Source organism: Streptomyces sp. S3(2020), from assembly GCF_013044505.1.
Classification (GTDB): Bacteria; Actinomycetota; Actinomycetes; order Streptomycetales; family Streptomycetaceae; genus Streptomyces.
This window is the reverse complement of record NZ_JABERD010000057.1, coordinates 37258-51764: the sequence shown is the minus strand read 5'-3', so window position 1 is coordinate 51764 and position 14507 is coordinate 37258. Positions and strand designations below refer to the sequence as shown.

Annotated in this window: 14 protein-coding genes; 9 read left to right on the top strand and 5 right to left on the bottom strand. The window is 70.3% G+C overall.

The features are described 5' to 3' along the window. Positions 1–809 (bottom strand): serine/threonine-protein kinase (locus HLK59_RS19995; protein ID WP_240982528.1); only part of this gene is annotated, 809 nt, incomplete at its 3' end. A 240-nt stretch (positions 810–1049) separates the two neighbouring features. Between HLK59_RS19995 and HLK59_RS19990 the strand changes: the two genes are divergently transcribed. Then, a complete protein-coding gene (locus HLK59_RS19990; RefSeq protein ID WP_171142840.1) occupies positions 1050–1778 on the top strand; it encodes a hypothetical protein in 729 nt (242 codons plus the stop codon). Between the two features lie 89 nt (positions 1779–1867). Here HLK59_RS19990 and HLK59_RS19985 read toward each other — a convergent pair whose 3' ends face one another. Then, on the bottom strand, positions 1868–2446 hold the full coding sequence (locus HLK59_RS19985; protein ID WP_171142839.1) for a biotin transporter BioY: 579 nt from the start codon (positions 2444–2446) through the stop codon (positions 1868–1870). 424 nt (positions 2447–2870) lie between these two features. Between HLK59_RS19985 and HLK59_RS19980 the strand changes: the two genes are divergently transcribed. From HLK59_RS19980 to HLK59_RS19945, 8 genes are all read left to right on the top strand, one after another. Then, positions 2871–4064, top strand: coding sequence for an ROK family protein (locus HLK59_RS19980; protein WP_240982526.1), 1194 nt, complete (start codon positions 2871–2873; stop codon positions 4062–4064). 202 nt (positions 4065–4266) lie between these two features. Then, positions 4267–5334, top strand: a complete 1068-nt coding sequence (locus HLK59_RS19975) for an ABC transporter substrate-binding protein (protein WP_171142837.1) — start codon at positions 4267–4269, stop codon at positions 5332–5334. Then, positions 5331–6176: an ABC transporter permease gene (locus HLK59_RS19970; RefSeq protein WP_171142836.1), complete on the top strand. Its 846-nt coding sequence runs from the start codon at positions 5331–5333 to the stop codon at positions 6174–6176. The genes HLK59_RS19975 and HLK59_RS19970 overlap by 4 nt, the downstream gene beginning before the upstream one ends. Beyond that, positions 6152–6877 carry an ABC transporter ATP-binding protein gene (locus HLK59_RS19965; protein ID WP_171142835.1) on the top strand — a complete coding sequence of 242 codons (726 nt, stop codon included), beginning with the start codon at positions 6152–6154 and terminating at the stop codon, positions 6875–6877. Before HLK59_RS19970 ends, HLK59_RS19965 begins: the two co-directional genes overlap by 25 nt. A 76-nt stretch (positions 6878–6953) precedes the next feature. Continuing rightward, on the top strand, positions 6954–8285 hold the full coding sequence (locus HLK59_RS19960; RefSeq protein ID WP_171142834.1) for an LLM class flavin-dependent oxidoreductase: 1332 nt from the start codon (positions 6954–6956) through the stop codon (positions 8283–8285). Between the two features lie 11 nt (positions 8286–8296). Then, positions 8297–9187 (top strand): TauD/TfdA family dioxygenase, encoded by an 891-nt coding sequence (locus HLK59_RS19955; protein WP_171142833.1) that lies wholly within the window; start codon positions 8297–8299, stop codon positions 9185–9187. Between the two features lie 113 nt (positions 9188–9300). Then, positions 9301–10683, top strand: coding sequence for an amino acid permease (locus HLK59_RS19950; RefSeq protein ID WP_171142832.1), 1383 nt, complete (start codon positions 9301–9303; stop codon positions 10681–10683). 105 nt (positions 10684–10788) lie between these two features. After that, positions 10789–11430 carry a superoxide dismutase gene (locus tag HLK59_RS19945; RefSeq protein ID WP_171142831.1) on the top strand — a complete coding sequence of 214 codons (642 nt, stop codon included), beginning with the start codon at positions 10789–10791 and terminating at the stop codon, positions 11428–11430. A 203-nt stretch (positions 11431–11633) separates the two neighbouring features. On the opposite strand, the gene HLK59_RS19940 is transcribed toward HLK59_RS19945, so the two are convergent. The 3 genes from HLK59_RS19940 to HLK59_RS19930 are packed head-to-tail and all read right to left on the bottom strand — an operon-like array spanning position 11634 to position 14482. Next, the gene (locus tag HLK59_RS19940; RefSeq protein ID WP_171142830.1) at positions 11634–12410 is read right to left on the bottom strand and encodes an SAM-dependent methyltransferase; all 777 of its coding nucleotides are present in this window, start codon (positions 12408–12410) and stop codon (positions 11634–11636) included. Between the two features lie 12 nt (positions 12411–12422). After that, a complete protein-coding gene (locus HLK59_RS19935; protein WP_171142829.1) occupies positions 12423–13046 on the bottom strand; it encodes a histidine phosphatase family protein in 624 nt (207 codons plus the stop codon). Further along, the gene (locus HLK59_RS19930; protein WP_171142828.1) at positions 13043–14482 is read right to left on the bottom strand and encodes an FGGY-family carbohydrate kinase; all 1440 of its coding nucleotides are present in this window, start codon (positions 14480–14482) and stop codon (positions 13043–13045) included. Before HLK59_RS19930 ends, HLK59_RS19935 begins: the two co-directional genes overlap by 4 nt. Positions 14483–14507: the final 25 nt, after the last annotated feature.

Genomic DNA, 14507 nt, shown 5'->3' with positions numbered 1-14507 from the left:
TCACATGGGTATAAGAGACAGTCTTCTGTCCTCGTGACCGCCACGGTCGGGGTGGGTGCCGGGAAGGCCACCGGCTGGAGCGCGGTCTCCAGGTCCTCCAGCCCCGGGCGGACGTCGGGGTCCTTCTCCAGGAGGGCGGCCAGGATGTCGCGCAACGGACCTGCCACGGCGGGGAGTTCGGGCTCCTCGTAGAGGACCGCGTGGAGCGTGGCGAGTGTGGTGTCGCGGGAGAACGGGGAGTGGCCGCCCATGGCCGCGCAGAGCGTCGCGCCCAGGGACCAGATGTCGGACGGCGGGCCCTGGGGGCGGCCGGAGATGCGCTCGGGGGCCATGTAGTCGGGTGAGCCGACCAGCATGCCGACCATCGTCAGCGCCTTCGCGTCCTGGATCGCCGCGATACCGAAGTCCGTGAGGACCACGCGGTGTCCGTTCCGCTCCACCAGGACGTTGCCCGGCTTGATGTCCCGGTGCAGGACGCCACGGGCGTGCACCTGACGCAGTGCGGTGACCAGGCCGACGCCGATGCGGGCCGCTTCCAGGGGGCCGAGCGGGCCGTCCTCCACCATCATCCGTTCCAGGGAGCGGCCGGCGACCAACTCCATGACGATCCACAGCCGTTCGCCCTCGTCGACGACGTCATAGATCCGTACGACATTGGGGTGGTCGATCCGCGCCGTGGCCCGGGCCTCGCGCAGCGTGCGTTCCCTGCGGGTGCGCGCGTCCTCCGCGTCGAGGCCGTCTATGCGCATCTCCTTGACCGCGACCTCCCGGTCGAGCATCTCGTCGGCGGCCCGCCACACCCGCCCCATTCCCCCCTGTCCGATGCTCTCGACCAGGCGATAACGTCCCGTCACCAATATCCCGGGAGCCCCACCGCTCCTCGTGTTTCCCGTATTCCCCGGCAATCCGTCACACCCCCTCAACCACGCACCGGTCAACGCCTACTTCAACACAATGGTCACACTTCGCGCCGTACCAGCATAGTGCGGAGAAATCTTGTGGTAGCTCTTCAAGTACTGCGAATTCAGGCGCAGCCAAGGGGGACGAACATGAGTTCTCGTCGTATGACGACCATCGCGGGATCGCTGGTCACGGCATCTTTTTCGGCCGTGCTGATCCTTTCCACCGCCGCCGGAGCGGATGAGGGACCCGGAAGCAGCAAGGGGGGAAAGGCCGTCGACGAGGCACCGGCGGGCGTGAAGCTGATCACGCTGCTGCCCGAACAGATCTCGGTCGACAACAGTTCCGAAAAGACCGACCTCACCGCCACGGTGAAGAACGAGGGGACCAAGGACAGCGGAAAGATCCAGCTTTTGGTCGTCGGCTTCGACGGCCTCACGGTCAATAGTGTTCAAGGGTGCTCCTCGATTGCCGAAAGCGATCTTCCGGAGGGCTCGAACAGCGGTTTCGCCTGCCCGATCGACAATCTCGCGGCCGGTAAGTCGAAGTCGTACGCCGTGGACGCGACATTCGATCTCGGAAAGACCGGCAAGATCTGTCTGCCGGTACAGACCGGCGACGGAAAGAAGACGTTCTGGCAGCAGGGCCCGGTTCCGTTCGGTACGACGAACCCGTCGCCGAACGCCCCGGCCACCCCGCTGCTGCTCGGCACCGACAACCAGCCCGTGGGGCCGGGCGGCGAGAAGGAGCTGCCCAAGACCGGTCCCGCCCGTGACCTGCTCCCGCTGGGGGCGGCGGGCGCGGCGCTGCTGACCGCCGGTGCGGCCGGCATGTGGTGGTCCACGCGCAGGCCGCGCCAGGAGATCCGCACGCACTGAGCGCCGGGACATGGAAGAGGCCCGCCGGTCTGACGTCGCGATGCGACCCGGCGAGCCTCTTTCCCGATTCTCCTGATTTCCCGACCGCGTCAGCGCTTGACGAACTTCCACGTGGTGGGCAGCAGACCCATGACCACGGCGGCCTTGAGCGCGTCGCCGATCAGGTAGTTGGTGAGGCCGACGTCGACCGCCGTGGCGGCGGACAGGTCGGCGGCGTAGGCCAGGTACGGGACGCCGACGGCGTAGATGATCGCCTCGCCCAGCAGCATCGCTCCCGCGGTGCGCCACACCGAGCGGTCGGCGCCGCGGCGGGCCAGGGCGCCGACGACCGTGGAGGCGAGGATCATGCCGAGGATGTAGCCGAAGGAGGCGGCGGCCGCGCCGGAGCCGCCGTCCGCGAACCACGGCACGCCCGCGACGCCCGCGACGGCGTACAGCGCGAGGGAGAGGAAGCCGCGGCCGGCGCCCAGGGTCATGCCGACCAGGAGGACGGCGAACGTCTGGCCGGTCACCGGCACCGGGGAGCCCGGCACCGGCACCGAGATCTGGGCGGCGAGACCGGTGAGCGCGGCGCCGCCGACGACGAGCGCGATGTCGCGGACTCGGGAGGCCGGCAGCAGGTCGGCGAGGACCTGGCCAGGGCGGACGGGGGCGACGGCGGTGCTCATGGGGACTCCGCGGGAGTGTGAACGGCGGGGGACATCGCGACGCTATCCCGGCCGCCTCGCGCCGATCACCGTCAGCGCTCGACAAAGGCGGGAGTCACGGCTTGGTGGTCTCCATACAAAGGATGTCGGTTACACCCGGTACGGCGTGACACCGGTCACTGAGGCCGGGACGTTTCACTCACGTGTCGAGTGTGAACGGCGTCTGTAGGGTCCCACCAAACAAGGCATCGCACCCTGGCCGGATCCGGCCGACACCCCTACCCTTCGAGCCATGGTTGCCCAGGCCCTCACCCTCACGTCGCGTCGCCATGTCGACCTGCGACGCGTGAGCGCGGCTGCCTGTCGCCGCCCCCGGTGAGGCCGCTCCGGCGCGCCTCCCCTCCGAGACGGCGCAGTGTCGGAACCGCTCCCGAGGATGATCGCCATGCCCACCACCCTTGCCTCCCCCATCGCGCGTGCCTCCGATGCCGACCGGCGGCGGACGAGCGCGAGTGTCGTGCTGCGGTCCGTGCTGGAGCACGGGCCCGTGGCGCGCTCCACCATCGCCCGGCTGACCGGGCTCTCCCCCGCCTCGGTGACCGACTACTGCGCCCGGTTCTCCCGGCTCGGGCTGATCCGGGAGGCCGCCGTGCCCCGGCAGTCGAAGGGTGTGGGGCGGCCCCATGTGCCGGTCGACCTGGACTCCACGCGTTTCGTGGTGGGCGGCGTCCATGTGGCGGTGCCCTACACCACCGTCGCGCTGCTCGATCTGCGCGGACGCGTGGTGGCCTCGCGGGAGCTCAAGCACGAGGGCGTCACCGAGCCGGGGCAGGTGCTGGCGCGGGCCGCCGACGGGCTGGGCGCGCTGCTCGCGGCCGCGCCGGGGTGTCGGCCGCTCGGCGTCGGCTTCGCGGCCGGCGGCTGGGTGGACCAGGAGGCCGGGACCGTCGTCGAGCACCAACTGCTGGGCTGGCGGGACGTGCCGGTGCGGGAGCTGATCGGCGCGCGCACCGGGCTGCCGGTCCATGTGGACGGGCACGCGCGGGCGTTGGTCAACGCGGAGCGGCTGTTCGGGCGGGCGCGCGGCAGCCGGAGCGTGCTGCACCTGTTCGTCGGCAATGTGGTCGACGCCGCGTTCGCCACCAACGACGAGGTGCACCACGGGCCGCGCTCGCAGGCCGGCGCGATCGCCCATCTGCCGCTCGGCGGCGGCACGCGGAAGTGCGGGTGCGGGCGGGTCGGCTGCCTTCAGGTCGAGCTCAGCGAGCGGACGCTGTGCGAGCGGGCACGGGCGGCGGGTGTCGACGCCGGGGTGAACCCGATGCGTCTCGTGAAGGGGGCGGCGGACGGGGATCCGGTGGCCGCACGGCTGTTGGTGGAGCGCTCGCGGATGACGGGGCGGGCGGCCGGGCTGCTGCTCGACATCCTCAACCCGGAGGTCGTCGTCGTCACCGAGGTCGGCGCGATCCATCGGGAGGACTGCCTCTCCGCGCTGCGGGACGAGGTCGGACCCGAGCGGGCGGCGGCCGTGATCCCGACGAGTTTCCCGGATTCCGTACTGGCGGTGGCGGGCGGTTCGGTGGCCCTCGACATGCTTTACCGGGATCCGCTGACCGTATCCACCGGCCGTATCACCTGAGCGGACTTAATTCAGAAACTCCGAATATTGACACGGGTTCCGCACGACCGGGAGCATCTTGTTCATGAGCCCTCACCTGCACTGTCGCACCTTCTGTTGCTGACCTGTCGCCCCGTGTGACGCGCTCATTTCTGCTGCGTGAAATTTCTTCCGTACGCCGTTCAACGCGTTTTTCTCATGCATCAATTCAGGGAGTCCTCCCATGCCTTTTTCCCGTACGTCCGGCATAGACCGGCGGCTGTTCCTGACCTCGCTCGTGGGCGCCGCGGCCGGTGTCGCCGGGCTCAGCGGCTGCGCCGAGTCCAGCGCCGCCACCGGCAGCAGGGGCGCCTCGACCGCCCCGCTCGCCGACAAGGTCCCGGCCGGCACCGGCCTGAAGGTCTCGTCCTACTCCGGCACCCAGCAACTCCAGTTCAAACTCGCCGAGTTGGGCGCGCTGCCTTTCAAGGTGTCGAGCTGGGTGAACATCGGCGCAGGACCCGATGTCATCAACGCTTTTCGCGCCAAGTCCCTGGACCTCGCCAACAACGCGGGAATTCCGCCGATCCAGGCGCACTACCAGGGCTTCGACACGAAGATCGTCGCGATCAACATCACCCGTAAGCCGAATTACGTCTTCGCCACCAAGCCCGGCAGCGACATACGTTCCGTCGAGGACTTCCGGGGGAAGAAGCTCGCCTTCTCGCAGGGTCAGGCCCAGGGTGTCGTGCTGCTGCGGGCGCTGAAGAAGGCGGGCCTCGCGTACGACGACGTGAAGCTGGTCCCGCTCACCAGCAACCAGTTCTTCACCGCCCTTCAGTCCGGCCAGGTGGACATCGCCCCGCTGCCCAACACCCAGTCGCCCGCGTACATCGCGCAGTACGAGGCGAAGGGTGCCCGGCTGATCACCACGGACGTGGTCGACCTGCTCAACCTGCTGTGGGCGCCGGCCACCGTGCTGGGCGACGAGGCGAAGGCGGCCGCGGTCGCCGCCTACATCCCCTTCTGGGCGAAGGGCCAGGTCTGGACGTACGAGAACCCCGACATCTGGAACGAGGAGTTCTACGTCAAGACGCAGAACCTGACTCTCGCGCAGGCGCAGGGCATCACCGCTCTCGCCAACAAGCCGCTGTTCTCGCCGAGTTGGGACGAGGCGATCCGCTGGGAGCAGGAGACCGCCGATCTGCTGGCGGAAGGCGGGTTCGTGAAGAAGTTCGACGTGTCCTCGCTCTTCGACCACCGCTTCGAGGGCATCGCCGCGAAGTCCGTAGCAGAGGAGTACCGGAAGTGAGTGCTGTGACCACGACGGCGACGGCACCGGTCGTCGCGGAACCCTCGAAAGCGGTACGACGCAAACGGCGGGGCCTGTCGCCCGGCCGCCGTCTGCCGGCCAGCCGTCTCATCGGCCCCGCCCTCTTCCTCGTCCTCTGGGCCGTCGCCTCCGCCGCCGGACGGCTGGACCCGGCCGCGATCCCGGCGCCCTGGACGGTCGTGGAGACCGGCGCCCATCTGTGGACCGACGGCACCCTGATCGGCGACATCCTCACCTCGCTCCAGCGCGCCGCCTCCGGGTTCGCTATCGGCCTCGTCGCCGGGGTCGCCCTCGCGCTGGCGGCCGGGCTGAGCAGGGTCGGGGAGGCGCTCATCGACGGGACGGTGAACCTCAACCGGGCGATCCCGACCCTCGGTCTGATCCCGCTGTTCATCCTCTGGCTGGGCATCGGCGAGACCTTCAAGATCGCCATCATCGCGATCGTCGTCTACATCCCGATCTATCTGAACACCCACGCCGCGCTGTCCGGCATCGACAGCCGGTTCGTCGAACTCGCCGAGGTGCAGGGGCTGAACCGGTACCAGTTCATCCGGCAGATCGTCATCCCCGGCGCACTGCCCGGATTCTTCGTGGGTCTCCGGCTCGGTGTCACCGGCTCCTGGCTCGGCCTGGTCGTCCTCGAACAGATCAACGCCACCAGCGGACTCGGCTACATGATGTTCCAGGCCCAGAACTACGGCCAGTCGGACGTCATCCTCGTCGGACTCGTCGTCTACGGCATCTTCGGACTCGCCTCCGACAGCACGGTCCGCCTCATCGAACGGAGGGTGCTGTCATGGCGGCGCACACTGAGCAGCTGACCCGGCCGGCCGTCCAACTCCGGGGTCTGACCCGGTCGTTCGACGGGCGGGTCGTCCTCGACGGTATCGACCTCGACATTCCCGCGGGACAGTTCGTCGCCCTGCTCGGGCACAGCGGGTCCGGCAAGAGCACGCTGCTGCGGGCGATCGCGGGGCTGGACCACGAGGTCGTCGGCAGTGGTCAGCTCACCGCGCCCGAGCGGGTGTCCGTGGTCTTCCAGGACTCGCGGCTGCTGCCGTGGCGCCGGGTCCTGGACAACGTACTGCTGGGGACGGACGGGGAGGACAGGGGGCGGGCGGCCCTTGAGGAGGTCGGGCTGAAGGGGCGGGAACGGGCCTGGCCCAATGAGTTGTCCGGGGGCGAGGCCCAGCGGGCGGCGCTGGCGCGGTCGCTGGTGCGGGAGCCGGAGCTGCTGCTGGCCGATGAGCCGTTCGGGGCGTTGGACGCGCTGACCCGGATCAAGATGCATGCGCTGCTGCGGGAGTTGTGGGAGCGGCATCGGCCGTCGGTGCTGCTGGTCACGCATGACGTGGATGAGGCGATCGTGCTGGCGGATCGGGTGCTGGTGCTGGAGGAGGGGCGGGTGGGTCTCGATCTGACCATCGAGCGGCCCCATCCGCGGTCGTATCGGGATCCGTTGCTCGGGGAGTACCGGGAGCGGTTGCTTGCGGCGCTGGGGGTGACCGAGGGAGTGGGGTGAGCGTCGGGGATTTCCTCGTCCTCAAACGCCGGACGGGCTGAAAGACAAAGACCAAAGACACAGACAGGGACCCCGCATGACCCGCCAGCTCCATCTCAACGCCTTCCTCATGAACACCGGGCACCACGAAGCCTCGTGGCGGCTGCCCGAGAGTGATCCGCTCGCGCATGTCGAGCTGGACCACTACGTCAGGCTCGCCAGGACCGCCGAGCGCGGCACCTTCGACTCGCTCTTCCTCGCCGACGGCCCGCAGCTGTGGGGGAACATCGCGCAGCGGCCGGCCGGTGCGCTGGAGCCGCTCACGCTGCTCACCGCGCTGGCGACGGCCACCGAGCACATCGGGCTGATCGCCACGGCGTCCACGTCGTACAACTCGCCCTACAACCTGGCCCGTAAGTTCGCCTCGCTGGACATCATCAGCGGCGGCCGGGCGGGCTGGAACATCGTCACCACCGCCGGTGCCGAAGCGGCCCGGAACTTCGGGCTCGAAGCCGAACCCGCGCACGCCGAACGGTACGCCCGCGCCACCGAGTTCCTGGATGTCGCCCTCAAGCTCTGGGACAGCTGGGAGGACGACGCGATCGTCGGCGACAAGTCGGCCGGTGTGTGGGGTGACGACGGCAAGATCCATCCGCCCCGGCACCAGGGGACGTACTTCAGTGTCGAGGGCGCCCTCAACGTGCCGCGCTCGCCCCAGGGTTACCCGCTGCTCGTGCAGGCGGGGTCGAGCGAGGACGGGAAGCGGTTCGCGGCGCGGTACGCCGAGGCCGTGTTCACCGCGCAGCAGACCCTCAAGGACGCGCAGGACTTCTACTCCGACCTCAAGTCACGTACCACGGCGGCCGGCCGGGACCCGGAGCACATCAAGGTGCTGCCCGGGATCGTCCCGGTCATCGGGTCCACGGAGGCCGAGGCGCGGGCGGCCGAGCAGGTCCTGGAGGACCACATCGTGTACACGCACGGGGTGGACCGCCTGGAGCGGCTGCTGCAACTGGAGCCGGGAAGCCTGGAGTTGGACGGCCGGCTCCCCGCCGATCTGCCCACCGAGGACGCCATCGAGGGCGCCAAGAGCCGGTACACGCTGATCGTCGAGCTCGCCCGGCGGGAGTCCCTCACCGTGCGGCAGCTCGTCGGGCGGCTCGGCGGCGGGCGCGGGCACCTCACCTTCGCGGGGACGCCCGAACAGGTCGCCGACGCGATCGAGCGGTGGTTCACGCTCGGTGCCGCCGACGGCTTCAACATCATGCCGGCCGTCCTGCCGTCCGGCCTCGACCTCTTCGTCGACCACGTCGTCCCGATCCTGCGCGCCCGCGGCCTGCTCCGCGAGGAGTACGGACCGCGCCGGACCCTGCGGGAGCGCTACGGCCTCCCCCGCCCCGCCAACCAGTACACCGCCACCCTGGTCTGAGAGGACATCCCATGAGCATCGAGATCACCAAGGTCACCGCCCACATCGGCGCGCGGATCTCCGGCGTCGACATCGCCAAGCCGCTCGACGAGGAGACGGTCGGCGCCCTGCGTGAGGCGCTCAACGTCCACAAGGCGCTCGTCTTCGACGACGTGCACCTGGACGACGAGGGCCAGCAGGCCTTCGCCCGCCACTTCGGCGACCTCACCACCGCCCACCCGACGGTGCCCGCCGTCGACGGCGCGGCGAACGTGCTGCCCGTCGACAGCGAGCAGGGCAGCGCCAACCACTGGCACACCGACGTCACCTTCGTCCTCAACCCGCCGCAGGCCAGCACCCTGCGCAGCATCACGCTCCCGCCGTACGGCGGCGAGACCCTGATCGCCAGCTCGGCGGCCGCCTACCGCAGCCTCCCGGAGCCGCTGCGGCAGCTGGCCGACACCCTGTGGGCCGAGCACACCAACGACTACGACTACGCGGTCCCTTCGGAGGACCTCGACGAGGAGAAGGCCGCCCAGCGCGCCCAGTTCACCTCGATCACGTACCGCACCGCCCACCCCGGGGTCCGCGTCCACCCGCTGACCGGCGAACGCGGGCTGTTCATCGGCGGGTTCGCCCAGCGGATCGTCGGCCTGTCGGTGGGCGAGTCCCGCAAGCTGCTCGACCTGCTCCAGTCGTATGTGACCAAGCCGGAGCACATCCTGCGCCACCGCTGGTCCGAGAACCAGCTCGTGCTCTTCGACAACCGCATCACCCAGCACTACGCCGTCGACAACTACGACCGGCAGGCGCGCCGCCTGCACCGGGTGACCGTCGCCGGGGACATCCCCGTCGGTGTCGAGGGCAAGGAGAGTTACGCGGTGGAGGGCGACGCGTCGCACTACACGAGCGTGGCGGCGTAGTCACGGTCCGTACCGGATACGTCCGGATGGTGGGCGGCCTCCCCTTCTGACCAGGGAGGCCGCCAAGACTGTGGGCGTTTTTGCCCGTCTCACGCACTGGACGAACCACGCCCATGCCCAGCACCACCTCCGTCGAGGCTCCACAAGAGCCGGACGTCTCCCTGTCCCACGGCCTCAAGCAGCGCCACCTGTCGATGATCGCCCTCGGCGGTGTCATCGGAGCGGGCCTGTTCGTGGGTTCCGGCGCGGGTATCGCCGCGGCCGGTCCCTCGATCGTCGTCGCCTACGTCCTCTCCGGTCTCCTCGTGATGCTGGTGATGCGGATGCTCGGCGAGATGTCGGCCGCCTACCCCTCCTCGGGTTCCTTCTCCGCGCATGCCGAGCGGGCGATCGGGCCCTGGGCCGGCTTCACCGCCGGGTGGTCCTTCTGGATCCTGCTCTGCACGGCCGTGGGCCTGGAGGGCATCGGCGCGGCGAAGATCGTGACGGGCTGGCTGCCGGGGACGCCGGAGTGGGCCTGGGTGGCGCTCTTCATGGTGGTCTTCTGCGCGACCAACCTCGCCGCGGTGAAGAACTTCGGTGAGTTCGAGTTCTGGTTCGCGGCGCTGAAGGTGGGCGCGATCGGTCTGTTCCTGGTGCTGGGCGTGCTGGCGGTCGCGGGCGTGCTTCCGGGCACGGACTCCCCCGGCGCGTCGAACCTCTCCGACTTCCTCCCCAACGGCAGCGAGGGGCTGGTCATCGGCATCCTCGCCTCCGTCTTCGCGTACGGCGGTCTGGAGACGGTCACCATCGCGGCGGCGGAGTCCGAGGACCCGGTGCGGGGGGTGGCGAGCGCGGTCCGTACGGCGATGTGGCGCATCGCGCTCTTCTACATCGGCTCGATGGCGGTCATCGTGACGCTGGTCCCGTGGGACTCGGCCGCGGTCGTCGAGAAGGGACCGTATGTCGCCGCCCTGGACTCGCTCGGTATCCCCGGTGCGGGTCAGCTGATGAACGTGGTCGTGCTGGTGGCACTGCTGAGTGCGATGAACGCCAACATCTACGGTTCCTCGCGCATCGCCTACTCCCTGGTCGCGCGCGGCCAGGGTCCCAAGGCGCTGGGCCGGGTGTCGGGCGGGGTCCCGCGGGTCGCCGTGCTGGCCTCGTCGGTCTTCGGGTTCGCCTGTGTGGTGCTGAGCTACTGGCGGCCCGACGACGTCTTCTCCTGGCTCCTCAACATGATCGGCGGGGTCATCCTCGTCGTCTGGGGCTTCATCGCGGTCTCCCAGCTGCGCCTGCGGGGCCGCCTGGAACGCGGGGCACCGGAACTGCTGACCGTACGGATGTGGGCGTTCCCGGTGCTGACGTGGGTCGCCGTGGCGGGGATGGCGGCGATCTTCGTACTGATGGCCCGGGAGGCGGATACGCGGGTGCAGCTGTACTTCACGGGTGGGATGACCCTGTTCCTGGCGGCGGTCGGCTACGCCCGGCAGCGCGGGCGTGCCTCGGCGAGCTGACGGACCCGGCCGGCCGAAAGCCCCCGTGCTGGATCACACGGGGGCTTTTTGCTGTTAGCTTGTTATTGCAAGCTAGTTGCAACAAGCTTTTGAGGGGACCCCTTCATGCCCGTCTACACGCTTCCCGAACTGCCCTACGACTACTCCGCGCTCGCCCCCGTGATCAGCCCCGAGATCATCGAGCTGCACCACGACAAGCACCACGCGGCGTATGTGAAGGGCGCGAACGACACGCTGGAGCAGCTGGCGGAGGCGCGGGACAAGGAGACGTGGGGGGCGATCAACGGCCTGGAGAAGAACCTGGCCTTCCACCTCTCCGGGCACATCCTGCACTCCATCTACTGGCACAACATGACCGGCGACGGCGGTGGCGAGCCGCTGGCCGTGGACGGGGTGGGCGAGCTCGCGGACGCCATCACCGAGTCCTTCGGGTCCTTCGCCAACCTCAAGGCCCAGCTGACCAAGGCGTCGGCCACGACCCAGGGTTCGGGCTGGGGCGTCCTCGCCTACGAGCCGCTCAGCGGTCTGCTGATCGTCGAGCAGGTCTACGACCACCAGGGCAACGTCGGGCAGGGCTCGGTGCCGATCCTCGTCTTCGACGCCTGGGAGCACGCCTTCTATCTCCAGTACAAGAACCAGAAGGTCGACTTCATCGAGGCGATGTGGGCCGTCGTCAACTGGCAGGACGTGGCCCGGCGTCACGAGGCCGCGAAGTCCCGCGCGGACGTGCTGCTGCTGGCGCCGTGAGGCGCGTATGAGTCGTCCTGCCTCGTGATCGTCTTCTCAACCTTCACCGGCAGGCGGAAAGACGGAGAGCCCCCGCGAGGACATGACTCGCGGGGGCTCTCCGCACCCCACGCCTCCCCCGATCGCTGAACACCAACTCCAACCGGACACTCGTGTCGCGCACTCACCGTACGCATAGCCCGGGTGGTCGACGGGCGTCTGTGTCAGGGCTTGCGGCCCACTCCGCCGTGCTGGCCGATCGGTTCCGGTTGTGTGCCGCCGTCGGGGTGCCAGAGGGGGACGGACACGATGCCGGGGTCGACCAGCTCCAGGCCCTCGAAGTAGGCGATGATCTGCTCGACCGGGCGCAGGAAGTAGGGGACGGCGCCCGTCTCGTTGTAGGCGTCCTGGGCCTGTTCGTAGTCCGGGTCGGTGCCTCGGGACCCTTCGTTGAGCGAGAGGTAGCTGCCCGGGGGGAGGCCGGCCAGGAGGCGGGTGACGAGGTCGCGTGCCTGGTCGTAGTCGGTGACGTGGCCGAGGATGCCGCTCATGATCAGGGCCGTCGGCCGGGTGAGGTCGAGGGTCTTGGAGGCCGCCTCCAGGATGCGCTCGGGGTCGTACAGACTCAGGTCCTCGTACGACGTCACGCCCTCCGGCGTCGAGGTGAGCAGGGCGCGGGCGTGGGCGAGGACGAGCGGGTCGTTGTCGACGTAGACGATCTTCGACTCGGGGGCGCCGCGCTGGGCGACCTCGTGGGTGTTGTCCACCGTGGGCAGCCCGGTGCCGACGTCCAGGAACTGACGTACGCCCGCCTCCTCGACCAGGTACCGGATGCTGCGGCCGAGGAAGGCGCGGCTGCTGCGGGCGATGGTGACGATGCCGGGGAAGACGGCGGTGTAGGCGTCGCCGGCCTCCTCGTCCACGGGGTAGTTGTCCTTGCCGCCCAGCCAGTAGTTCCAGATGCGGGCCGAGTGGGGTACCGAGGTGTCGATCTCCGTCATGAGCCCATGGTGCTACGACCGGCCCTGCTCACACGGCACATTGAGGGAGACGAGTGCGAAGGAATCGCCGCTGGTCACACGGAGTTCGGTGACCGCCGCGTTGCGTAGCCGCGGGAACGTCCGGCGGTAGTCGGCGAGGGGGATGCGCAGCAGTTCGCACAGCACCAGACGGAACAGGGTGTTGTGGGCGACGACCAGGACCCGCCCGGACGGGTGGGCGGCCGCGATGCGGCGCAGGGCGGCCGTGCCCCGCGCGGCGGCTTCGACCGGGTCCTCGGCGCCGGGGAACGGATGCGCGACCGGGTCCGCGCGGAAGGCCTCCGCCGCCACCGGGTCCTGTGCCGCGAACTCGGCGAGGGTACGGCCCTCCACCACCCCGAAGTCGCATTCGCGCAGGTCGGGTTCGCGCACCGGAGTGAGGCCGAGGGCGTCGCAGGCGGGCTGGGCCGTGATGACGGCCCGGGACACCGGGGACGTCCAGATCGCGTCGACCGGATGCGCGGCGGCCCACCGGCCCAGCGCCGCGGCCTGCGCCCGGCCCTCGTCGGTGAGGGCCACATCGCTCACGCCCGCGTAGCGGTTCTCGGCGTGCCAGACGGTCTGGCCGTGGCGGGCCAGCAGGAGGGTCGTACTCATGAGTCCGCAGTATCCAGGGTGAGACGGCGGTGCGCGTGGGCCGCGACGGGTTCCGGGAGCCAGCCGCGGGTGGCCAGTTCGTCCACGAGCCGGGCGTACGGCTCCGCGAACAGGGCCGTGCGGGCCGGGCGCGGTGTCACGACCGTACGGATCCGGACCATGCCCTCGGCGATGTCCGGCAGCGCCACACCGGTGACCCCGTGGGCCGCCAGCACCGCCATTCCCAGGGCCGGTTCGGTCTGTGCCGGGACCCGGGCCGGGCGGCCCAGGACGTCAACGCGGAGCTGGTTCCAGTACGGGCTGCGGGCGCCGCCGCCGGTGAAGCCGAGGGGGCCGTCGAGAGGGGCGCCGAGGTGGTGGAGGTAGTCCAGGCAGAGGCGTTCCGTGAAGGCGACGCCCTGGAGGAGCGCGGCCCAGAGGTCGGCGTCGCCCGCGGGTTCGCCGAGGACCAGGGCGGTCGCCTGCGGGGCGAGGAAGGGGAAGCGCTCGCCCGGGGAGACGAGGGGGTAGGCGATCGCGCCGGCCGGCTCGTGTACCGCGGCCCGCTCGTCCATCGCCGCCGGATCCGCCCCCGAGAACGCCGCCGTGAGCACCCCGGCGCCCACGCTGGAGGCCCCGCCGGGCAGCCAGCTCCCGTCCGGCGCACGGTGGTTGTAGACGATCCCGGCGGGGTCGCGGACCGGGAGGGGGGAGGCGCCCTTGAGGACGAGGGTGGTGCCGAGCACCGAGTTCCAGGAGCCCTCGCGCAGGGCGCCGGACGCGATCTGGGCCGCGCAGCCATCGGTCATGCCGGCGATCACGGGGGTGCCGGCGGGAATGCCGGTGGCCTCCGCGGCGGCCGGACAGACCTCGCCGAGCCGGGTGCCGGGGCGGACGACGTCCGGCAGTCCGGGTGCGCCAGGGACGTCGGGGATGTCGGGCCAGGCGTCGGCCGCCACGTCGTATGCCGTCTTGAGGGCGTGACTGGAGTCGGTGGGGACGGGGTGGCCGGTCAGACGGGCGGTGACGATGTCGGGCTGGTGGGTGACGGTTCCCCGGCCATGGACGCGGGCCAGCCACAGCGCCTTCGGCAGTCCCCAGGTGTGCTGTACCGCGAGGCCCGCCGACCGCAGCCGCTCCGCCTCGGCCCAGGCCCGTCCGTCGTCGTACATCAGCGCGGGGCTCACGGGCCGGCCGGCGGGGTCCGTCAGCAGGACGGTCCCGGAGGTGCCGCACACCGCGAGGCCCGCGACGCGGGGCCGGTCCCGCAGCGCCGCCCGGGACGCCACGGTCACCGCCGCCCACCACTCCCCCGGGTCCTGCTCGTGCCGCGGCCCGTCGCGCCGGCCTTCCAGCGGGGCCGTCCCCCTGCCCAGGACCGCACCGTCGGCGCCGACGACCAGGACCCGCACGCTCTGCGTACCGAGGTCGATCCCCAGCCATGCCTCCTGCGACATCCCGGCCTCCCGCGCATTGCACATC

What these genes read in the sequence shown, in the direction of transcription:
- HLK59_RS19965 (WP_171142835.1), top strand. Translation starts at nt 6,152, where the DNA reads ATGGCGGCGCACACTGAGCAGCTGACCCGGCCGGCCGTCCAACTCCGG.
- HLK59_RS19930 (WP_171142828.1), bottom strand. Translation starts at nt 14,482, where the DNA reads ATGTCGCAGGAGGCATGGCTGGGGATCGACCTCGGTACGCAGAGCGTG.
- HLK59_RS19985 (WP_171142839.1), bottom strand. Translation starts at nt 2,446, where the DNA reads ATGAGCACCGCCGTCGCCCCCGTCCGCCCTGGCCAGGTCCTCGCCGAC.
- HLK59_RS19975 (WP_171142837.1), top strand. Translation starts at nt 4,267, where the DNA reads ATGCCTTTTTCCCGTACGTCCGGCATAGACCGGCGGCTGTTCCTGACC.
- HLK59_RS19950 (WP_171142832.1), top strand. Translation starts at nt 9,301, where the DNA reads ATGCCCAGCACCACCTCCGTCGAGGCTCCACAAGAGCCGGACGTCTCC.
- HLK59_RS19945 (WP_171142831.1), top strand. Translation starts at nt 10,789, where the DNA reads ATGCCCGTCTACACGCTTCCCGAACTGCCCTACGACTACTCCGCGCTC.
- HLK59_RS19955 (WP_171142833.1), top strand. Translation starts at nt 8,297, where the DNA reads ATGAGCATCGAGATCACCAAGGTCACCGCCCACATCGGCGCGCGGATC.
- HLK59_RS19960 (WP_171142834.1), top strand. Translation starts at nt 6,954, where the DNA reads ATGACCCGCCAGCTCCATCTCAACGCCTTCCTCATGAACACCGGGCAC.
- HLK59_RS19980 (WP_240982526.1), top strand. Translation starts at nt 2,871, where the DNA reads ATGCCCACCACCCTTGCCTCCCCCATCGCGCGTGCCTCCGATGCCGAC.
- HLK59_RS19940 (WP_171142830.1), bottom strand. Translation starts at nt 12,410, where the DNA reads ATGACGGAGATCGACACCTCGGTACCCCACTCGGCCCGCATCTGGAAC.
- HLK59_RS19935 (WP_171142829.1), bottom strand. Translation starts at nt 13,046, where the DNA reads ATGAGTACGACCCTCCTGCTGGCCCGCCACGGCCAGACCGTCTGGCAC.
- HLK59_RS19990 (WP_171142840.1), top strand. Translation starts at nt 1,050, where the DNA reads ATGAGTTCTCGTCGTATGACGACCATCGCGGGATCGCTGGTCACGGCA.